This window comes from uncultured Dokdonia sp., from assembly GCF_947492535.1.
Lineage (GTDB): Bacteria > Bacteroidota > Bacteroidia > Flavobacteriales > Flavobacteriaceae > Dokdonia.
On record NZ_CANLNH010000008.1, the window covers coordinates 155,693 to 179,272 of the forward strand.

General features: G+C 35.8%; 12 protein-coding genes. 2 read left to right on the forward strand and 10 right to left on the reverse strand.

The features are described 5' to 3' along the window. Nucleotides 1–47: 47 nt before the first annotated feature. Nucleotides 48–4,118 carry an ATP-binding protein gene (locus Q1A60_RS12605; protein WP_300007793.1) on the forward strand — a complete coding sequence of 1,357 codons (4,071 nt, stop codon included), beginning with the start codon at nt 48–50 and terminating at the stop codon, nt 4,116–4,118. 9 nt (nt 4,119–4,127) lie between these two features. Here the strand turns inward: Q1A60_RS12605 and Q1A60_RS12610 are convergent, their stop codons facing one another. Both Q1A60_RS12610 and Q1A60_RS12615 read right to left on the reverse strand, forming a co-directional pair. Beyond that, on the reverse strand, nt 4,128–4,895 hold the full coding sequence (locus Q1A60_RS12610; protein ID WP_299766393.1) for a DJ-1/PfpI family protein: 768 nt from the start codon (nt 4,893–4,895) through the stop codon (nt 4,128–4,130). 5 nt (nt 4,896–4,900) lie between these two features. After that, the gene (locus tag Q1A60_RS12615; RefSeq protein ID WP_299766391.1) at nt 4,901–6,136 is read right to left on the reverse strand and encodes an MFS transporter; all 1,236 of its coding nucleotides are present in this window, start codon (nt 6,134–6,136) and stop codon (nt 4,901–4,903) included. Between the two features lie 251 nt (nt 6,137–6,387). Here Q1A60_RS12615 and Q1A60_RS12620 point away from each other — a divergent pair, with 251 nt between their 5' ends. Beyond that, complete coding sequence (locus Q1A60_RS12620; protein ID WP_299766389.1) at nt 6,388–7,029, forward strand: DUF1684 domain-containing protein; 642 nt, start codon at nt 6,388–6,390, stop codon at nt 7,027–7,029. Between the two features lie 128 nt (nt 7,030–7,157). Here Q1A60_RS12620 and Q1A60_RS12625 read toward each other — a convergent pair whose 3' ends face one another. The 8 genes from Q1A60_RS12625 to Q1A60_RS12660 all read right to left on the reverse strand — a co-directional run bounded on the left by Q1A60_RS12625 (nt 7,158) and on the right by Q1A60_RS12660 (nt 23,492). Continuing rightward, nucleotides 7,158–8,066, reverse strand: coding sequence for a glycosyl hydrolase family 17 protein (locus Q1A60_RS12625; RefSeq protein ID WP_299766387.1), 909 nt, complete (start codon nt 8,064–8,066; stop codon nt 7,158–7,160). Nucleotides 8,067–8,071: 5 nt separating this feature from the next. Continuing rightward, nucleotides 8,072–10,402 (reverse strand): MFS transporter, encoded by a 2,331-nt coding sequence (locus Q1A60_RS12630; protein WP_299766385.1) that lies wholly within the window; start codon nt 10,400–10,402, stop codon nt 8,072–8,074. A 135-nt stretch (nt 10,403–10,537) separates the two neighbouring features. After that, entirely contained in the window at nt 10,538–12,034 is a 1,497-nt protein-coding gene (locus Q1A60_RS12635; RefSeq protein WP_299766383.1) for a glycoside hydrolase family 30 protein, read from the reverse strand. A 65-nt stretch (nt 12,035–12,099) separates the two neighbouring features. Continuing rightward, the gene (locus Q1A60_RS12640; protein ID WP_299766381.1) at nt 12,100–13,389 is read right to left on the reverse strand and encodes a glycosyl hydrolase family 17 protein; all 1,290 of its coding nucleotides are present in this window, start codon (nt 13,387–13,389) and stop codon (nt 12,100–12,102) included. A gap of 60 nt (nt 13,390–13,449) precedes the next feature. Then, nucleotides 13,450–16,920: a hypothetical protein gene (locus Q1A60_RS12645; protein WP_299766379.1), complete on the reverse strand. Its 3,471-nt coding sequence runs from the start codon at nt 16,918–16,920 to the stop codon at nt 13,450–13,452. A gap of 177 nt (nt 16,921–17,097) precedes the next feature. Further along, the gene (locus Q1A60_RS12650) at nt 17,098–17,964 is read right to left on the reverse strand and encodes a glycoside hydrolase family 16 protein (protein ID WP_299766377.1); all 867 of its coding nucleotides are present in this window, start codon (nt 17,962–17,964) and stop codon (nt 17,098–17,100) included. Between the two features lie 128 nt (nt 17,965–18,092). Then, nucleotides 18,093–20,369, reverse strand: coding sequence for a carbohydrate binding domain-containing protein (locus Q1A60_RS12655; protein WP_299766375.1), 2,277 nt, complete (start codon nt 20,367–20,369; stop codon nt 18,093–18,095). 6 nt (nt 20,370–20,375) lie between these two features. Beyond that, nucleotides 20,376–23,492, reverse strand: coding sequence for a glycoside hydrolase family 2 TIM barrel-domain containing protein (locus tag Q1A60_RS12660; RefSeq protein WP_299766373.1), 3,117 nt, complete (start codon nt 23,490–23,492; stop codon nt 20,376–20,378). Nucleotides 23,493–23,580 lie beyond the last annotated feature (88 nt).

Sequence of the window (23,580 nt, forward strand, 5' to 3'; positions counted from 1 at the left end):
AACTTTAATATATTACTATCCTTAATTTTGAGAACTTCTTTATTTTGATGAAACGGCAATTATTACGCTACGCTAGCCTTCTAGTTTTTTTTTTGATTAGAGATTCTTGTATTGCACAAGAAAATTACTTGGCTTCCTATTTAACTGAAGAAGAGCGTGCCAATTTTGGAAATGTGTACAGTTTGTACGAAGACCCTGTTGGTATTATATGGATGGGAGTCTATGGAAAGGGACTGGCTTATTATGATGGCGAAAAAGTAAAGCGTTTTCCCTTGCCTAATGAACAAAATTTTGCCAGTCGTGATATTGTTTTTGAAGGATTTGAAGACAAACTCTATCTCAATGATGGGGATGGTATTCGTATTTTCGACCCTATTGTTCAGGACAACCCTAAAACCATTGCCCTAAATAGCGAGCAGATCCAATTGGGATCCCTTTCCGGAATTGCCGTTACAAAAAATGGGGGAGACACCTATGTATGGGGCGCTTTGCAACTTAATACTCAAGATACAAATCCCGAATATCATATATTGATCTCTAAAAACCATGGGCCTTTCCAACAACTTACTACCAAGCCTATACGCACACATGGGAGTGTGCTTATTAAACGTGTAGGAGAAACTATTTTTGCGAAAGCAGAAACTGACTTCGAAATCTGGTCTGTAAATGGAAAAGTAGCTAGTATAGCGATACCTCAAGTACCTGCGTCTGTTATCACAACGTTTAACTTTCGGGTAGAAAAAGATGGCACAGTCTGGCTGGGAGGTGCATGTAAACAAAATCTTGCATATAAAGAAGGACAGTATATCAACTCCTGTACGATATGGAAAAAATCTCCCAATAGTAATCAATTTACATTGACTAAAGATGTGGTTTCAACAGGACGTGGAACCATCTCTTCTACTGTGGATACCAATAATTACCTACAACGGATAACCATTATTAATGAGCGTTATTTTTCATTTGCTGATGCCAGAAATCTGGATGAAGCACTTGACAATCCTATTCAAATTATTAATACCTCGGAAAATTTTTTAACAAAGCACCCTTTTACAACCCTCAAAACAAAATCTGGAATTATCTGGTGGGGTAGTATAGATGGGCTTCATAAATTAACGCCACAACCTCCTGCCTTTAAATTATTACCACCTTTAGGATTGCGTTCTTTTATAGAGGATAGGGAAGGATATGTCTATGGAAGTGTCGACTTGTATAACAAATATGAGCAAGGCTCTTCGATAAATCGGTATGACCCTGATACCGATAAGGTGGTTTCTCTGGCAAAAAGAAACCTTGCTGGAAGTTATTGGTATCATGTAAATTCTTATAAGGACAAAATGTATGCCGGTAACGGAATTGTGAACCCCGTTGAAGGATATACCAAACACTTTGATGATGTGGAATTGGATTTTAATCTTGGACCTTATTTATCTCTTATTACTACAAAGGGCGAATTATGGAAAGCTCATTGGGGCGTTCCCTATATAGGCATTTATGACCCTGATACAGGCAAACGCATTAAGCGTATTCCTATTAAAGCCTTACAATCGGCGGTAGTCAGTCTTAATGACTGGTACCAACGTCCTTCTGATGGTACGATCTGGCTAGGTACCTATGGCGTAGGCATCTTTGTTTTTGATGAAGATGGAACTTTGTTACATCATCTAGATCGAAAAGATAATGGTGCTATCTCTCTACCAAACAATGTAGTGTCTGCTTTTTACGAAGATAGTCAAGGACGTATGTGGATTGGGCATGGGTCGGGATTGAGTCGTATTGATCTTGGCTTTTCAGACATTACACATTATACCTTTGATCCCGACAATCCAGAATCCCGTTTGGTATATGGTATTCTCCCAGAAGATGATGATCGCTTTTTATGGCTCAGTACTAGCAAGGGTATTTTTCGTTTCGATTCAGAAACTGGGCAGTTTATGGACTTTCCGCTTCATCCCAATGTGATGGGCTATGAATACAACAGAGCTTCGTATTACAAAAGTAAAAAAGGACAGTTCTTCTTTGGGACAGATCGAACTGATCGTCCAACTATTAGTTTTTTTCCAGAGGATGTGTTGCGTTATTACAATCAGGTTTCGTCTGAAAAATCACAAATCATCCTTACTTCTTATGCGCAATATAATGGAGAAGAAGAAAAAGTCATAAGTCAAAAAAAAGGAATTCAGAACATAGATAGCATCGTATTGCAGCCCGGAGATCGCTTTTTTGAGTTGTCTTTCCTCGTTACTGATTTTAGAAGTACTGGGAGTAACAGTTATAGCTATTACCTTGAAAATTATGAAGCGGACTGGAATTCTATTGCACGAAATAACAATAAGGTACGCTACGAAAATCTCCCTCCTGGAATATATACACTTAAAATGAGAGGTGGACTCGTTCCAGAAACTGCTTCTCAAAACCAACGCGATATTACTGTAATTGTGCGACCATATTGGTATCAAACACTATGGGCTAAAATTGTAGGTGTTTTACTCATTTTTGGCCTTGGATTCCTTATTTATAGATTTAATTTAAAACGTCAATATGAAAAACAAGAGACAAAACGCTTAAAGGAAGTAGACGATTTGAAAACACGTTTGTATACTAATATTACTCATGAATTCCGAACCCCACTTACTGTGATTATGGGCATGAATGATACCATCAAAGGATTTGATAAAGAACGTGATTTAATAAAACGAAATGCTAAAAACTTATTACGTCTTATCAATCAATTATTAGATTTATCAAAACTGGATTCAGGAACTTTGAAGATGGATACAACTAAAGGGGACATCATTTTGTATTTAAAATATTTGACAGAGTCTTTTTATTCTATGGCTTCAGATAAGAAAGTACATTTGAGTTTCCATTCTGATATGAAAGGATTGGTTATGGACTATGATGAAATCAAACTACAACATGTAATCTATAACCTTTTATCTAACGCAATCAAATTTACACGACCTGGAGGAAAAGTAAATCTTACGTTAAAGACCATATCATATAAAGGCAGACCGCATATTGAAATTACTGTTAAGGATACAGGTACAGGTATTGATGCTAAAGATTTGCCTCATATTTTTGAGCGTTTTTATCAAGTTAGTAATACTAACGAGGCTCAGCATAGAAGTAAAACTTTTGAAGGTACAGGAATAGGACTAGCCTTAACAAAAGAATTGATAGAATTAATGAAAGGTTCTATTAGCGTTCAGAGTGAAAAGTCTTGGGGCTCACGTTTTATAGTATGTTTACCTATAGAAAATGAAGAATTTGAAAGAGAGGTAGATAAAACACTAGCCACTATTTTTACCGAGAACGAATTTCAAACAACTATTGACGAAATTAATAATCTTACTGATCACACTACAGCAGATAAACCATTACTCTTGCTTATAGAGGATAATAGTGGTGTTGTGACATATATACGAGCTATCCTAGAAGCTAGTTATGAGATCAATGTAGCTATTAATGGTCATGAAGGAATAGAAATGGCGTTAGAACGTATTCCAGATATTGTGATAACGGATATTATGATGCCTGAAAAAAATGGTTATGAAGTTTGTGATTTTTTAAAGAACGATAGTCGAACCAGTCATATTCCCATTATCATCTTAACAGCTAAAGCTGATATTTCTTCCAAACTAGAAGGATTAGGCATAGGTGCCGATGTCTATTTATCTAAACCTTTTGAGAAAGAGGAGTTATTAGTCCAACTCAAAAACTTATTGACTACCAGAGAGAAACTGCAAGCCTATTATTCAGGTACTGTCAAAACAATTCCTGAGCCTTTAGTTAAACGAGAAAATATATTTATAGATAAATTACGCTCTTATGTAGACGACCATATTCAAGATAGTGATTTGTCAGTCAATACAATCTCTGAATTTATGGGGTTAAGTCATATTCAATTGTATCGAAAATTAAAAGCACTTACAGGACAAACACCTTCTCAATTTATTAGATCAATACGTTTAAAAAAAGCATCTGTTTTATTGGAAACAACAGAGATGAATATTTCTGAAATTGCCTATGAGGTAGGTTTTAATGATCCTAATTATTTTACACGTGTTTTTAAACAGGAATATGGTAAAGTTCCAGGTGAAGCACGCAAACAGTAAAAGATATACCTATTCAATAATCAGATGGGGTACTTTATCCAATTTCCAATCTATAACAAGTCCTCCAGCAAGAGAACGCGCAATTTCTGCTCCATATAAATGCTCTGCTAGGTAGAGTGCTGCTTCAAAACTTTTGGCACCACCTGCTGAGGTTATGTACTTGTCATCGTGAACAAATAATACTTCCTTACGAATATCAAGCTGTGGAAATGTTTCACGCATCTTGTCTATGTCACTAGGGAAAGTAGTGGATACTTTTCCATCCAATAATCCTGCTTTTGCTAGAACAAATGCACCATCACAATGTGAGGTGATAAATTGTGCATTTTGATCTACCTTTTTGACAAAATCAATCATTACTTGGTCATCTAAATCAGTATCTAGATGGTGTTCTGCGCTTGGTACTACCAGAATATCGATGTTAGGTAGGTCTGGTGCTGTATAATCAAAGTCGGGTAGGAGGTACATGCCTTCAAATGTTCGGATTGGGTCTAGGGTATTTGCTACCGTAAATACATTCATCTGCTTGATGTTTTCGCGATACTGTGTATGTTGAAAGATATCAAAAGGCGCTGTGAGTTCTGTGTTATAGGTTCCGTCCATGATTAGAAAGGCGACATTATATCGCCCTTCTTTTAGTTCTGGTTTTGCTTTCGCGAAAGCGTTATTAGACGTAGTAATTTCTGTATTAGGCACCTCTGTTTCTATCTGTTTTCCTTCTTTAGTCTCGCAAGAGTAGAGTGCTAGTACCGCTATTAGAATAAATAGATGCTTCATGTATATTATTTAGATTTTAAAGATAGGTTTTTTGTCGCTGTTTCTTCCATTACTTTTCGTCTAGATAAGTACATAAAAAAACATGCAATGACTGTGAGGCCGAATATAAATAACCAAACAATTTTAAATCCATATTTTGCCGTTATTTGCATACCTGCATTATGAGAAAAGATATTAGCTATAGCAAATGCCATAGAATACAATCCCATAAAAGCGCCTTGTTTCCCTATTTTAGAACGATCTAATGCAAATTTATTACTAAAAGGAAACCCTATCATTTCCCCAAAAGTCATAAGTATAATAGAAATAAATAAAACACCTATCCACGCTTCCCATACAAGTACAATATAACTAAGTCCTGTAAACGCAATCCCTATAATAGTGAGTTGGATATTATCATACTTCTTTTTTAACAACCAAGCTACTAAAGGCATTTCTAGTAGCACGATCATTATTGGATTGATTCCCATAAGTAATCCAATATTAGGTTTACTTATTTCATAAACAGTTGTATAATAAAGGGGTACTACCGTAAATAATGGAAGAAAAGCCATAGCAAATAGTACGAGTCCTATAAGAAAGTAAACATAGGAGATGTCTTTTTCTGGTGCTATAGGATTTTCTACAATCACTTCCGTATCTACTTCTTTTACCGTTTTTGGATTTAAAACATACATCATTAATAAGCCTGCTAACAAACAGGTAAACCCATCGGTATAAAAGAGTGCATGATAACCTACGGTTCCTATTAAAAGCCCACCAATCATAGGTCCAGCACCCATTCCTAAGTTAATGGCAAGTCGCAAGAGCGTGAGCGATCGTGTTTTATTTTCTGGTTTTGAGTATGCGCTTAGTGCCACAAAAAAAGCAGGGCGTCCCATATCAGCAAGTGTGATGAGAATAAAAAATGAGAAACATAATCCCCAAAAATCAGAAATATGCATTACCCATAGGAAGTTAATTCCTGTAAAAAAGAGACTCATAAGGATTACCTTATAATAACCTATACGATCTGTTAATTTACCTCCAATATAAGAGCCTACCACAGATCCTAAACCATAAGCAGACATAATCCAACCTACATCACTGATTGTAATTCCGATACTTTCATTGAGATAAATAGATAGAAATGGAATCACCATCGCCCCAAAACGGTTTACAAAAGTAATAAGTGATAACCACCAAACCTCTTTAGAGAGGCCTTCAAATGTTTTTATATAATTGCGTATTATGAGTTTCATTACACAGGTGTTTAAGAGTTATATATTCCTGTGTCGACTCTATAAAAGTATAAAGTCCGACACAGAGCGTCGGACTTTAGTATTTGTTACTTTATAAATATATTATATAGAGACAATACATAGCATCCGACAGTGGAAAGAATTCCACTTCTGAGATCGGTAACATGTATTGACTTGTTTCATTTTTCTTTATTTGATACTTCAAAACTAAGTAAAAAATGTGTTACTTGTACATTCTTAAATGAAGAAAAATGAAAATTTATATTTTTTTAGTTGTTTTTGCTTTCGCGAAAATTGCTATTTGTCAGACAGATACAGCGTTAACTGATCATCATAAATTATTAATAGAACACGCTCAGAAACATCAAGATTCACTTTCGGAAGTATATAAAAACCCAGAAACGTCTATTCTAAGTAAGAAGCAATTAAAAAAATTTCATGGATTAGAATTCTATCCCATCGACTTAAAATTTCGCGTAAGCGCAACCTTTACTAGAACACCAAATTCAACACCATTTCCTATGGCTACTTCTACAGGTATTCCTAGAACGTATGTGAAATATGGAGAAGTAACTTTTGATCTATTAGGAAAAACACATACACTTTCCATTTATCAAAACCCAACATTTACAGCGACACCTAATCATAAATATGCAGATCATCTCATGCTAGGTTTTACAGATTATACGAGTGGAGACGGTTCTTATGGAGGGGGACGATATGTAGATATAGGCATATCAGATATAAGAGACAACCAGTTAATCATTGATTTTAATAAAGCCTATAATCCCTATTGCGCATATACTGAAGGGTATTCCTGTGCCATTCCTCCTGATGATAATGATGTTACCATTAGAATAGAAGCGGGTGTGAAGGATTATGGAAAGCATTAAACTATACTAAAAAAAGGACATCCCCATTTTAATACGTAAAATGAGGATGCATTGTTTAAAAGGGGTTCAAGTTACCTATATAAATTCTTCACAATCATATGGTATACGTATACTATGATGTATTATTTTTAAAATTTTAATTTCTCGCGTTTATCCCATAGTCCCCAATAGGCACCTACATCGCCTTCTGGACCTACTTTCCAAGATTCATCAAAGGATGAAAAATAGAATAATTCTATATTTTCTTTTGCAGACCAAGCTTGTGCATTGATAAAATATTTCATGGCATTTTCTTTTGAAGGATATGCTCCTTTTAGATTCGTTCCATGACTAGGCCAACCTGTTTCTGTAATAATTACTTTTTTCCCATTTGCAGCATGCGTCGCTTGTCCAAACATTTGCTGCATGTGATTCAAAGAGTTTTCTTGATCACATCCTTCCCAATAGGGATAACAATTAGATAAGATCACATCACAAGCTTCTGTAATTTTTGGTCTATGAGAAAATTCGTAATAAGCATCTACATACCCTACTGTAATATCAGGTAAGGCTTCTTTAACGATATGCATATAATCTAACAATTGTTCTTCTGTAAGATCACCACGATACATTACTTCATTTCCTACGGCAGCAATATCAACACAGCCTTCTTTTGCTAACGCTATAAGAGCCTCAATTTCATCTTCATTTTTTTGTAGATCATCTCCTAACCAAGCACCGACCATTGTTTTGAGTCCATGTTTATGAGCTATACGAGGGATGTATTCATTCCCTTCAATACAAGAGAAAGAGCGTACCCATTTTGTATAGGGTTTTATGATGTTTATTCTTCGTTCTACCTGTGCTTCGGTAATAATATCACCAGGTTCCTGTCCATCTTCGTACATACTAAAACACAATCCGTGCATTCCAGCTTTTACTGTTTTTCGCCAAAGCTTTTTCAGTTCTTTGTCAGTATACTTACTAAAATCAAGACCTTTATGGTTTGTAAAGTCTGTGTTTTCAAGTAGAAAGTTATGGTCTCCTCTATATGACATATATATTAGTATTTTAATTTTTCACTAGTATTCCATAATCCCCAGCGTGCTCCTACATCACCTTCCTGATGTACTTTCCATGATTCATCAAAAGATGAAAAATAGAATAGGGGTATAGAACTCTTTTTAGACATATTACTAGCCGAAATGAAATATTTCATGGCATTTTCTGTAGTTGGTGTAGCACCTTCTACGCTATCTCCTTGATTTGGCCATCCGGTTTCTGTGATAATTACAGGTTTCCCTTTTGAAATGTTTTTAGTAACTGTATACATTTGTCGTAGGTAACGAGTAGCTTCTTCTATACTACTTCCTTCCCAGAATGGATAACAGTTTACTAAAATGACATCACAAACTTCTATAAGCTCAGGATGCTCATGAAACTGGTAATACGCATCTACATACCCTACTGGAATTCCCGGTAGTTCTTTTTTAACTTTATTGATATGTATAATAATTTCTTGCACACTCAAGTCACCTCTCATAAGCACTTCGTTACCAACAACAGCAATATCTGCAAGTTTGTTTTTTGCAAGCTGAATAAGTGAATCAATCTCTTTCCCATTTTGAACTTTATCACTTCCAATCCAAGCACCTACCATGGTTTTTAGTCCATTGTTACGAGCTGCTTTAGGGATAAATTCATTTCCGTGTGTAGAAGAGAATGAACGTACCCATTTGGTATGAGGAGCGATCACATCCATACGGCGTTGTATTTGTACTTCTGATAATTGATCACCAATATTTTGACCTTCTGTATATGGACTAAAACATATCCCGTGTAATCCACCATTTAATGATTTTGTAAATAGTGATTTGAGTTCATCGGTAGACATCCCACTAAAATCTATATCGTACTTTGAATTAGCAGCTACTGAAGCACCCATTAATGTTGCTAGTTTACCCGTTTCATAAAAAGAGGTAGGTTTTTTACGTCTTTCTAATTCTGCACTTATTTCTAAAGCACGTTCTTCTGTAAGGTCATAATCTCGCATGAGGTAAATAGCAATTAATGTACCTATAATAGGGAATGCAGAAAAGAAAATGCGTAATCCAGTAACAGCTCCATCTGGTTGTGTTGGTAGTTCAGGATCAAATCCAACGGCAAACATTATGAGTGCACTTAATCCACCTGCAATAGCAAAACCAAATTTTACCATCCACCAATAAATGGCTCCAAAAATACCTTCGCGGCGTTGTCCAAAATTGAGTTCATCTAAATCACAAACATCTGCTGTCATAGACATCATTAACGTAAATAGCGCCCCTATTCCAAAAGAGAAAAAAGGTAATGCAAATAAAACGACATATGGTTTTCCTGGAATAAATAAAAACCACAACAAGATATATCCTATTATTGAAATACTTTGTGATACTATAAATGCTTTCTTTTTACCCATTGCTTTGGACATTCTAGCAACGATAGGAATTACTAAAAAAGTAGTAACTAAAGCTCCTACACTTCCGAATAGCGTTGGCCATATCCATGCTCCATCATCACCAGTGACTCCATCAAATAAATAGTATACAATGATGAAAAAGGAAAAACCAGCAACAGTATTAAAAGCGTTAAAAATGAAAAAGGTGGAGATACATAGTTTTTTAAACTGTTTAATTTTAAATGCTTCCTTAAAACCTTTTCGTATCTCTTTTAAACTACTTCCTATAGTCTTTAAATTTAATGGCGCATAATCTTCATGTAAAGTTGATTCGCCTTTAATGAAAATAGCAGGCACCATCGCACAAATCATAAAAATTATACCGACCCAAATCGCTAACTCCCTAACAGCGACTTCTGCAGATTCAAACCAACTTTCATCATACATAATTACCCAAAACCATGGAGCTATAACCCAAGCCCATTGCCCTATCCATTGTGCAACGGCCATGATGTTAGTTCGTTCATGAAAATCATCACTCATTTCATAACCCATAGCAACATAGGGGACACTAAAAATGGTCAGTCCTAAATAAAATACAAATGACCATAATAAATAATAAATGAAATTATATTCTAAACCACTGTCTTTATGTAATTGCCACATTAATATATAAGACACTCCCATAATTATTGCACCTGCAAATACATAATGACGACGTCTTCCCCATTTAGATTTTGTATTATCAGAAATGAAACCCATAATAGGATCAGTAAAAGCATCGAGTATTCTGGGTAAGAAAAACAAGATTGAATACATCCAAGTTGGAAATCCTAAGTTTTGAATTAATACCACCATAAATATTCCTAATGCGGCAGGAAACATTTGATTAGCGAGCATTCCAATACCGAAAGCTACTTTCTGACCAAATGGTACTTTTTGAGTAGTTGTGGACATAATTTTTTAGAGTTTTGGTTAGTAATTAGTTGATTAATACCGGTAATAATTCTAAGTCCGCTTTCGCGAAAGCGTATAAAGACCCCATCTTATTGCGAGCTATCGTAGTATTCATTATGTATATGCTATATATTATCATTTACGACTTGGAATCATAATCGTTTGCAATGCTTGTCCTTCAATATGAAGGTTTACAGTTTCTTCTTTAAGTGTTAAGCTAAAATCTCTTGCTTGTGGTTCTTCATTAAAAACAACCACAGCAATAGAGCCATCAGGATTTTTGGCAGCAGTCACCATAAACTTTTTATCTGCGGGACTTTCAAGAGCAATCACTTTTGCTCCTGGACGGATGTATTTGCTAAAATGTGCCATGGTGTAATAGAGTGGTGTAAAGTATACTTCGTCTTTGTCTGGATCTACAATGACAGGTGCGGCACACCAGTTTTTAAACCAGTTAGGACCTCCTTGGGTGTCTAATACCATATTCCAATCTACCCAACCATCTACCCAGTTATTAAGGCAACCTATAATATCTCTGGCATACCTGTTTACAGGGGCATATTTTGGGTGTAAGTATTTCTTTTCTTCTTCACGCCAATCGAACCCCCAATCTGTAGCTTCTTTACTCCAATACCACGTATCATCTTTCCACGCAGGCACTTCAGAATCAATGCAACCTTCTGTTTCTATAAGTAATTTGTTTGGGGCTTTGTTATGCGCATATTGTAATTCTTCTGGGAATACTGCATACGTACTTTCATACCAATGTATGGCTGTACCATCAAAATATTTGGAGGACTCTTCTGTAGCATACATAGAATCTACCCATTCTTTTAAGCCTTCTCTATTCTGATCATATCCTAAAATGATTTTATCACCATGACCATCTGCTTCTAGTTTTGGACCTAAATGATTTTGCACAAAATTGGTCATTTCATCAGGTGTATAGTGCATACTTTCCCAGTTATTCCCATTTCCATGTGGTTCATTTTCTACGGTGAACCCCCAAAGGTCAATTCCTTCAGCTTTGTATGCGTCTATATATTTTGAGAAGAATAAAGCCCAAGTGTCATAGTATTCAGGAAGTAGTTTTCCGCCTACCCATTCCTTATTATCTTTCATCCATGGCGGGGCAGTCCAAGGGGATACGAAAATTTCAAATCCATCTTCAGAAGCAGCCATGGCATCTTTAATCATTGGGATTAAATCGTCCTTATCTTCTTTAACCGAAAAGTGCTCCAATTGCATATCATCTTCAACAGGCGCATATGAATATTGTGATAAAGAGAAATCACAAGAGTTCATATGGGTTCTGGTAAGTGAATAGTTAGCACCTTCTTTACTGAAATACGCTTGGATAATCGTATCTCTATTTTTTTTACTTAATCGATTGAGTAAATAAGCAGAAGATTCTGTAAAAGCACCTCCAAAACCAGTAATGGTTTGTAATTCTTTTTCTGGAAATAAAGTAATTTTTTCTAAGGTGTCTGCCTTAGATATTGCATTTACAGCAGTTAATTTATTTCCGCTTGCTGAAGTTTCATATACTTCAACTTGAAGTGATTGTTCTTTTGTGCATGCCATGAGTACTGTTGCGAGCATTAATAAACCATATATTTTTAAATATTTCATGTATTTAAAATTTTATAAAACCTATTATCTTAACTATTAATTATTTCGATTGCTATTCATTGATATTAATTCAATACAACCTTTCCTTTTGCTGGCGGGGATAATACATCAGCAAGTAATGCTTCTTTATCTCCGTTATAGGTTTTGGTTATTGTGTTTCCGTTGCGTGTTAAGCCTTTAAAAACTCCTTGGTCTACGAGTTTCCAAAGCGCATATTTTGCTTTTCCATCTACTGTAAATAATCCAAAATGATTTTCTGACCCTCCACTGTTATGAGCATCTTTCCAAGGTTCGTCAAAGGCTTCAAAATAGAAGCAAGACATTCCATTTTCATTGGTCCAATTGCGCATATGCTCATAGTATAAGGCTTCTTTATATTCATCGGTTGCTTTAGAACCATTGGGTCCGTAGAGTCCATTGGAAGCACTTGCCCATCCAGTTTCTCCAATATGAATAGGTTTGCTTATTCCTAAGCTTTTCATATACCTAGCAACGCTGTCTTTTTGTGCAATGGCATAGTTTTTAGCACGTAGCATAGCCGCGTCTATTTTTTCTAAATGTGTTTGCTCATTTTCTTGGCCAAATACACCCCAAAATGTAGGGTTGTAATGCGTATCATGCATGGGGTAGGTATGCACTGAAAGATAATCTACAGCTGCCATCAGTTCTTCTAATGCTTTTACGTGATATTGGTTTTCACCACCTCCCCAAGAGGCAAAATTATCAGAACTCGTAATCCATAAATCTTTTGAAAGTGTTCCTTTGTTTTTAAGAGCTTGTAAATGCTGTACCCATTTTAAAATAACATCAGGTTGTACATAATAGGAGGTCGCCCATTTTACCATAGCTTCATTCCCTACTGCAATTACTTTTACAATACCTGGATACTGTTGTGCAAGTGCTACTGCGCGATCAATTTCGGCAGCATTATCAGGACTTTCTATATCGTGATTTGGTTCTTGATCGGTCCAAGCATTTAGGCAATCTATCCATGCACCTAGCATGACATACATCTCAAAATTAACATCTTCTTCTTTAAGTTCTTTAATGGCTTTTAGAATATTAGGTGCTTGCGCTAACTGAACATTATAGGTTCTAAGTATCTTAATATCCATGGCGTGAAGCAATTTCAAATCTTCTTTTAATTGCGGTATTGTAGGCTGACTATCACGAGAAGTCATGCGGTATCCACCATAAGAGATGGCTACATAGTCTGGATTTCCTAATATATCTTTAGCAGTCACTTTTTTTACTATTTGTTCTTTGGGAGTTTCTGGGGCTTTCATAGATTCTTTACAAGACAAGACACCTAAAGCGAGTGATAATCCTACTAAGATGTGCTTTGTTATTTTCATGAGTCTTGTTTATTACTATTGTTTTTCTTTAGTGTACGCTTTCGCGAAAGCGTATATATATTATTTTAAATAGTCACTGGTGATTGAAACGTTGATTTGAACGATATCTCCAGTTCTATTAAATAGCTGCTGACTTACTATTTCATCAAGGCTGAGTCCTTCAAAAATCTGTGATGTCCCTTTTTTAGAATGTACCTCTACACTCGATTTTTCAGAAATGGTATACATAACGGGCACTTGACAATAGGTAAAGCACATCGCCTCTTTTGGAATAGTAATCGTTTGTTTATTTTGGTTTATATCTATGTAATCAAATGATTGTGGGGTCTTTAAAAATTCTGATTTACGAAGCATGTCTGGACTAAATTGGAGTTTGCCTTCTCGTACAAAGACACCTAATTCTCCAAAACGACTTAGAATATCTTCTTTTACTTGTCCCGTCATTCCTGGTTGTTGCGCTCCTTTACCCGCAGGTGTATGCGAGTAGGGGTCTGTTGGAAATGCTCCATATAATTTAGGAGATTTATGAACACCAATCCCTTCATTGATTTCATAATAGTGTTCTAACAATCGGCCAATAATAGCGTCACTTTCATTTTCTTTGATGGCTTTTAAACAACATTCTTGAACTGCCAGTAATAGTTTAGATACCATATGCCAGTAAATAGAACCAAGTCCTTCATAACCAAAAAAGGTACCTGATCTTCCTGTAAATGCCTTGTGATTAAATACCATTTCATAGGTGTCTAATATATGTTGGCGCTCTTTCGTGATAAGTGATTGATATGCTGGGCCTAATGTGTCTAAGGCTTCGTTGAGCATTTTGGCATTATTAAAGGTACCATTGAAATGGTAGTTCCCCTTGATATCCTTTTGTATGATTTGCGTATTGCCATCCGTAAGAAGTTGCTGTAATAATTGAGATGCAGTAACTGCTTTTTCAGGGATATTATTTTTATCTAAAAACTTTAATAACTCTTTATTTGGATAGAGGATATAACTGTATTGATCTTCTCTAAATAAAGCACTGTTTTTTAATGCATCTAGCACCGCTAGGTTTTCTTTAGAACTTAAATATCCTGAACTTAGCACGGCTACTTGTCCTTCTAACATTTCGTCTAAATAGCTTATAGAAACTTCTTTATCGCCTTCTTGCGTCATTAAGTTATAGGCGTGATATAAGTTGTCTTCTCTTGTATTTGCATCAATAGTATGTTCTATATATGCTAGGGTAGTAGTAACAAAATCAGCAATGTTAGCCAAAGAAATGTCTTTCTTTTTTCCAGAAAAGGCATGTTGATATACGCGGGTTCTATAGGTGCTTGCAGGTGTTGCTAGACCATCTAAAATAGCTTTGCGTGCACTGTCAGATATAGCGCCGTTTAGTACATTTTTATGAGCGCTTAGTGTCAATGTAACACTATTATAAAATTCTAGTAACTCTTCAGATATTTGAGATTCTTTTACAGAAGCATTTGCTATAATCTCTCCAAAGAATGTAAGAAAACGTCTTAAGTAATACAGTGTTACCATAGATACACCATTACCTACGAGTGCATTGTTTGCATCATTCCATTCCGGACGTTGTGTATTTAACCAGATTCCAGCTTCAGGAATAAAGTTAGAGACTTTAGCCAAGACCGTAGCCAGTATTTTTTCTATGAAATTTACAGTATAAATACGACCATTTGCATCTTGTATAAGTGCACCGTCTACACCCAAAGTAGCTCTTCTTTCGTTGATCTTATGATCAAGATCAAAGTCAAAATTTATAGTGTCTTTTGGGTTTTTTAAGATGTCTGAGTAGCTTTTAATTTTATAAGGAACATTTGCATATACAAAGAGGTCTTTATCAAAATAACTAGCTAATTTCCCAGGAGTATGGTTTTCAATAATCTCTAAAAACTTCTGTAAATAGATAATTTGATGATCACCCCAGTACCCAATATACGCCCATGGATTGTCTTCTTCAATCACTTCCCAGTCAAATCCGCCTTTTGTAACTCGGTATGGGTTATATCCATCAAAAGTGGTTGCATTTAGAAATTTATGAATCATGCTCTCGATAAACTCAGGGTAGGAGAGGGCTAGTGCTTCCCAATTTTGGAAAATATCTCTCCAGTTTCCTTCGTAATCTAATACCTTAGAACCATCGATCTCGCTTCGTGTATTGATTGAAAATTTATTCCAAGGCCTACTTGGATCCCCATGCCTTCTACTAAACTTTAAGGGCATGTATTCTAAGCAAAGTCTTTTAAAATGAGGATCGTCACTTTGAGATGCGAGTTCCTTAAGATCTGAAAGTGTAAATAGATCAGGTAGTTTATTAATAGTCGCTTTCTCTTGTTTATAAACGGTTGTATTTGCTTTCGCTAAATAGTGCTCGAAATCCCATTTTTCTATTTGATAGTTTTTATCAAAAATGCCACCTCTCATAATATTGAAAAGTGTATTTGCAAAATGCCGTGTATTTCGAAGTTCGTTAGCACTTAGCTGCATCGCATCAGATGCGCCTGCAAGTTCTAAAAGATGTGTTGTTCCTTTATCAATATCTTCTTGTACTAACTCCATAAGATTTGGAGTTGTTTGTATTTTTTCAGAGATCGCTGTGATGGAACTTATGGTATAGTTTACATCAATAATGAGCATCCATTGTTTTTGCTGTTTACTACCTAATTCAAGGTCTGTAGTTACAAAATAAGCACCTCGCTCTGCTTTTACATCTGTTTCTTGATGAAGGGTGCCTCCGCGTCTAAATGTATCTAGTTGTAGTGATGATACTAGATATGTAGGTTGTTCAATCCCTAATGACCAAGCAATGTTACTTTTTAATGCTTCACTAGGTTCTGCTTTATCAACTATGGTGGCACTAAGTGCATACATACCTACACCAGAATCAGTGATAAGTTCATTGCGTTTATAGGCATCTACCAAATTGCTACTCGCTTTTTGTAGATCTTCACCTACACTATATGGAATGATATTTTGTAGCCCGTCAAGTACGGTTACTTTGATAGGAGTATCAAGATCATTTACCAAGGTCGATTTTTTGACAAAACCATAGGCATCACTAGTACTCCATTGGTATCTATAAGTCAGCCCTAAATCAGTATTATGTTCTTCAAAAACCACTTTATTGCCATACTCATTTTTATACAAGTTTAGAGTGATTTTGTACACTCCTTTATATGTATTTGAAAAAGGCTCCCATAAATACGTTTTACCATCTTTATGAACATGATACATTGTTTTGCTTCCTGTTACATTTGCAGATTCGGTAATTTTATCGTCTGTATAATAGGGAAATAATGCATTGTCAGAATCTTTTCTCCCAGCCGATAATCCTCCATTACTAGCAATAAACATCCAATGGTTTGAGTTGCTAATAAGACTCATAAAGAAGGGCCTCATTTGGTCACTATTAGATATTTTATAATAGACTTCGTTATCTAATGTGATAAGTTCACCTTTAATTTCTTGATCATTAAAAGTGGCTTGTTTATTTCCTATGTAAATAGATTGTTCTGTCATTTGTCATTTTTCATAATAATGGTCATATGTAGCGTCCATTATTAGTAATACATTTTATTTTACTTGATATATCAAATAAAACAATAGCTCAATTAGATTGTATATTAATATCTATAGCATCAAACTCGATATATTGTTTTGATGCTATAGAGGATAGTCTCTTGTTATGCGTTTTGATTAGTTTCCTATCTCATATATACGCACATAGTCTACGATCATTTGTTGAGGTAGCGGTGTTGCATCTACAGGGAAACCAACAAAAGTTCCACCTACAGCAACATTTAATAACATAAAGAATGGTTGATCATCAAAAACCCAGTCGGTTCCATTTGGAATATCGCTTTTGTTTATTCTATTAAAACGAACACCATCAATAAAGTAGTCTATAAAATCAGGGCTCCACTCAATAGCAAACTCATGAAATTCTGCATCAAAACGCTCATCAATAAGATCCAACTCGCCAGAGATAGCACCACCTCCAGAATATCCAGGACCGTGTATGCTACCAATCGTTCTAAAAGGCTCTTGACCTCTCATTTCGGTGATATCTATTTCACCTACAAAGGGCCATGCAATCGTAGCTGGGTCATCATCTGGTTCGGTTTCAATATTACTCCCTAGCATCCAGAAAGCGGGCCATACACCACGACCTCCTGGCATTTGAATACGTGCTTCAAAACGACCATATTGCTGCTCTACTTTGTCTCTTGTATTTATTCTAGCAGATGTAAAAGCAGCTCCTTGAAAGTTTTCTCTGCGCGCAGTAATCACCATATTTCCTTCACCGTCTAGAGAAACATTTTCAGGACGGTCTGTGTAGTATTGTAGTTCTTGATTTCCCCATCCGTTATTACCAGTACCGATATCAAAATTCCAAAATTCGGTATTGATAGATGCACCAGCTTCTCCATCAAAGTCATCTTCAAAAACTAGGTTGAGATTAGTCAAACCGATCGTACTTCCTTCGTCTTCATTACAACTTAGCACAGCCATACAGATCAAGCTGTATGCGATGCCTTTTAAGATTACATTTTTTATTTTCATTTTTCTTTTTTTATGAGAAACAAAAGATATCGGATCAAGGAGTACTGTAGTACTGTTTCTGAGTACGCTTTCGCGAAAGCGTATATTGACACCATATCTTTTATCACATTATTTATAATTCCTTATTATTAGTTTTGAACTAATGATACATTGTCTAATACTAAGACACCGCCATCTGCTCCTAAATCAAATAACGCACGACTATTTGTACTACCCGAAGGAGGTGTAAGGGTAAGTGTATAGGTTTGTGTTTCTGAAGTAATAGTGACAACTTCAGTGGCTGCTGCGAAATCACCTTCGTTAAGACCAATCCCTGCAATAATCGTTCTACTACCGTCTTCCATTGAAGTAGAAGCATCAAAACTTAGCGTATACGTTACGCCAGCTTCTAGAGTTACAGGGTGACTTAAGTTTACATCAAAAGGATTTCCAGAAACTTCATTATCTGAAAGATTGAAGCTGTTTCCACCATCTTCTTGTACATTAAACGCATTTCCAAACCAGGTAATCATTCCTTGTTCAAAATCTCCATTAGTGAGTAATTCAGTCTCTTCATTCATTGTTTCTTCTGTGGTGAGCACTACATTATCCAATACTAAAACACCACCATCTGATCCTAAATCAAATAATACACGACTATTTGTACTACCTGCAGGAGGTGTTAATGTAAGCGTATAGGTTTGTGTTTCTGAAGTAACGGTTACAATCTCAGTAGCTGAGGCGAAATCACCTTCATTAAGACCAATTCCTGCAATAATTGTTCTACTACCGTCTTCCATTGAAGTAGATGCATCAAAACTTAGTGTATAGGTTATGCCAGCTTCTAGTGCTACAGGATGGCTTAGGTTTACATCAAAAGGATTTCCAGAAACTTCATTGTCAGATAAATTGAAGCTATTTCCTCCATCTTCTTGTACATTAAACGCATTTCCAAACCAGGTAACCATTCCTTGTTCAAAATCTCCATTCTCAAGTAGATTATCTCCTTCATTTCCACCGCCACCGCCGCCATCGCCGTCGGTTAATTGGATGTCATCTATAAAGTATACAGAATCATCTCCTGCGGTTCCGTTATTATATATAAGTACCAGTCTGTTATAGTCTGTAGCAGTGTTTGTTGTTCCTGTATAATCAAAAGTAAGTTCTTGCCATTCATTGGCAACAGTAGTGGTTGCTGTAGCTGCAACTTGAGATGCTTGTCCAATAGCACCGTCTTCAAACCCTAATAATACCGTAGTGCCTGCTGCTGGAGCAAATACGAGTGCCGAAACTTGTTCTGATTCTGAGAAATCTACAGAAACATCTAGATCCATAATTATCCCTGCAAAAGTTTCAGACCCTGTCACTTTTTGTGTACGTAAGACATTACCACTGTTATTTAACCCTCCTACTTGTGGATTTCCACTTACTGCCGAAGGAGCTCCTCCAAATTCTACAGGATTATACCCTAAAGTTGCAGATTCAAAACCTAGCGGAAGCATGATTTCAGTATTTTCAGAATCATCTACATTGCCAGAAGCATCTACGTCCATCAGTGTGATAGACCCATTGGCATCAAGACCATTTAGTGTAGCGCTTATCACAGAAGAACCATCATCGCTTAGTACAGATACGACTCCAAACTCATTTACAGTAGCAACAGATTCATTTGATGAGGTATAGTCAAAATAAGCAGCCGTTGTTGTAAGACTTTGTAAAATACCTGAAGGAAGGTTGTATGTTGCTGATGTTCCATCTATTGTAATAGTATTTCCTGCTGATGCCCCTGTTACTTGATCTACTCCATTAAGGATTTCAGCACTTTCTTGAATAATTGTATTTAAATTTTCAAACTTTACTTCATCTATCCATAATTGGTATGAAGATCCGTCGTCTGCAGCTTCTGCTATCCAAAGCATCCCTCTTTCTTGTGTAAGTCTTGCTGAATTAGGAATAGGAATAAAATATTTTTGCCATGCAGTTCCTACTTGAATACCATTCACTTGTGTTCTGAAAACTTCTCCTTCAAAGGTTAATCCAAATCCTATTTGATTTATAGTTTCTCCTTTAGAAGCTCTTGCATAAAAAGTTAACACATTATAATCGGTAAGATTTCTACCTACTCCTGTAGTAAATACACCTCCTGCAAAGCCACCTTCTGGATCACTTGTATTAGGGATGTCAAATCGCATAGCAGCGGTTCCTTCAAATGTAATATCTGTATCTACATCAAATGCAGTTACTTTAGAAGTACCAAAAGCCGCATATTGTAATCCTGCGCTAAACGTATCTATAAATACCTCTGCTATATCTGGAAAAGTTGCCTCTGGTAAGTTTTCATCATCTGGCTGACAGCTGTAACTAATAACTAAAAATAGCGCAGCTATGAAGTAGCTTAATTTTCTTGTTGTGAATATCTTGTTCATGACTTTTTATTTTCCAATGTTAATGTGTAAATATGTTCTAATCTCCCATTCATTTCCGTTAGGGAATCCCATATCGATAGGGTCTTGGAATTGAAATCTAGGTGAGAAATTATCTAAAGAACGCCAAGTATAACGTATACCAATGCGTGTATTAGGTAATATGAACCAATCTGGTTTTCCTACGGTAGTAGAAAGATCTACTTTAAATTGTAATGGGAATGTAAGGTTGAAATCTCTATGGAAATCAAAAGGTCCCCAATCATCTACTTTTACTTCAGTTATTAACTTAAGTTTGTTATAGATCACACGTACATCAGTACCATATCTATTAATAACTCTCTCATCGCTTCCGTTTGCTTGGCCATTGCCTCCAAAGAAGTTAGCAATAAGGCCAAAATCTGGATTGAATTTAGAAACAATTCTACCGTTTATTTCCCATAAGTCTTGTGCGGACGGCGCAGCTTCAAATGCAACAGGAACACGACTATTTCCAAAGAATCCAATAGCAGCATCTTGTGTTGTTGGAAGATGGCGATATACAAAACCTAAATTAGCTGCAAATGGTGCATCCTCAGCTCTGTCGTTATCCCATTCATAAAACCAAGATCCAGGTGTAGGATCATACGTTAATAAGATTTCACCTGCTGTTGTTCTTCTGTTTGATCTAACTACAAAAGGATCTGCAAGAATATTTCTGGCTCTGGCAGGTGCAGGAGATCCTATTGGAATAGGGTCTACTATAGGTTCTTGCCATAAGAAATTAGGTGCTATTTGAAGATTTCCTATTGTATATGTGAAACCTGTTAAGAAATTATATTGATTACCGCTTCCGCTGTCTTTAAGTCTCCAACCTGTGAATGTCTTAGTATAATCTGCGCCTCCGCCAGCGACAAGTCCTTGCGCAGCAGCTTGTGCATACCAGTTGAATTTACCTCCAGTATATTTAACTTTTAGTTTACCTCCCCAGTTATCATCAGAATCTATAGTGTTTACTAAAACATTTGTGTTTCCATTTTCATCATTCTGAACGATTTGATATTCTCTTCCATTTAAAGGTTGTCCTGCCCAAATACCCCCTAATTCTACATCAAACTTACCAAATTTACGTTGCGCATATCCTGTAAACCTTCGTGTTCTTGGTTGAGGAATTGCTCCAGATGTCACACCAGCCCCTCCTTGTTGTGCAATATCTTCGTGAAAAATTCCTGCAACTTTATATTTGCCAAATTGCTTTTCATATTTAACAAGCACAGCAGGATTGGCTCCCCACCATAGTTCTGGACCAAATGCTACTTTAAGTCCTTTAAATTCTTTTTTTCCTTCAAATTCAAAACCAAAAGGCGCTAAACCATTATATAAGTCAATGTTTGGACCGTAGTTTGCTTCAGGATATAATCCAAAGAAATCACCTTCATATCCCCAGTGATAATGTCCTGTACGATAGAATCCTTTTACATTTGCATATTTGGTGTTCCAATCAAATTCAGCTTGATATATCTGAACTCTATTATTATCGGTGATAGGTACAATTCCATTATCGGTTTCAACATTTACGGGACGGCCTCTATTTTCAAAGAAAATCTCATCAATAGGATTTCTAGCTACATTTCCTAAGATATTAGTAACAACGTTTGCTCTCAATCCTGGCATTGGACTTGCTTCAACTCCAATGTAATAAGATTCCATATTATCAAACCCTAGTTGATCAGGAAATGTATTTGCATTTGGATCTCTATCCTCTGGTGTTGTGATACGATCACCTCCTGTATTAAATGTAGTAAACTCTGCTCTTAAAGAACTTATTTTTATTTTATTACCACCTGCAGTTCCTGAAGCTGCTTTATCACCACGAGCTCTTAATACAGCATCGATGATTTGAATATCATTAAAATGATTTTCAACTGTAGCTGCAGTAGTTCCTAATGTATATGGATTTAATTCATGAGCTTCTTTTAACGCATAATATGCGGCTCTTGGATATAAAGTATAAAGGCCTTTTGCATTTGTAGGGCCTTTTGCACAGATACCAAACCACTCTTCATTCATATTATTTTCACCCTCAACAAAATCTTTTTGATACCCACCATTAGGCCAAGAGGCATTGTTATCGTGAATATCTAGATTTGTAGTTTGTCCATATTTCCACCATCCGTCACTAAATTGGAAGGTGAATCCTCCTATTGAATTTCCTGCTTTTCCAAGACCAGCAGCATTTGCATAGATATCTTTCCAATTTCCAACCATGTAATAAGCTTGAGCTTGTTGATCTTCTTGATTTTGAATAGCATTAAATGCATCTGATCCAAATTCAGTAAACATGATTGGTTTTCCGTACTCATTTTTTACTCTTTCAAAGGCGTCACCAAAAGAAATACCTCGATACATGTTTGTACCATAGATATCAATATCTTTACATTCTTGCGCGATAATATCTAAGAAGAGTAAATCTCCATTACAAATAGCAACAGGTTGTGAAGTGATGATTTTTTTCATTTCAACTGTAGCTTCATTGAAGAGCTTATACATTGCTCTAGCTCTAGGTTTTGTTTTACTATCTTCTTCTGGAATATCTTCTGTTTCTGCTCCGTCCCAAAAAAGTCCATAGTTATTTTCATTACCTAATAGGAATAATAATATACCTGGAGTGTCCTTAAATTCTCTAGCCATGGCAGCCGTTTCTTTAAGTAATATTTCTCTTACTCTGGGATCTGCATAATCTGTATTAGGTTCCCATGCTCCATCTATGGTTAGGCCATAACGTCCAAACGAATGATTTATCATTGTATAAATACCATAATTCTCATAGATGTATTGTACCCATTTTGGTTTAACACCTACATATTGTCTTATAGTATTTACTCCCATATTCTTTAGGAGAGACATTTCTGCATCTAATGCTTCTTTAATAATATCATCAGATTGATTCCAAAATTGATAGGATGTCGTTGCTACGGTTTGGCCAATTGGGATGTAATCCCAATTCATACCATTAATCATAAAATCTTTTCCGTCTACCATTAATTTCATACCATCATTAGCATTTTCAACAGTAACTTTATTTGCTTGCGCTACTATTGAAGTTGAGGCTAGAAATAGAAATAGTCTTAATAAATAATGTTTCATTGAATCATTGGTTTTAGTAAGTATGTTAACATCATTTTATAATTATGATGAGTTATAATTCTTCTGTGTCTAGTAAATATATAATTAT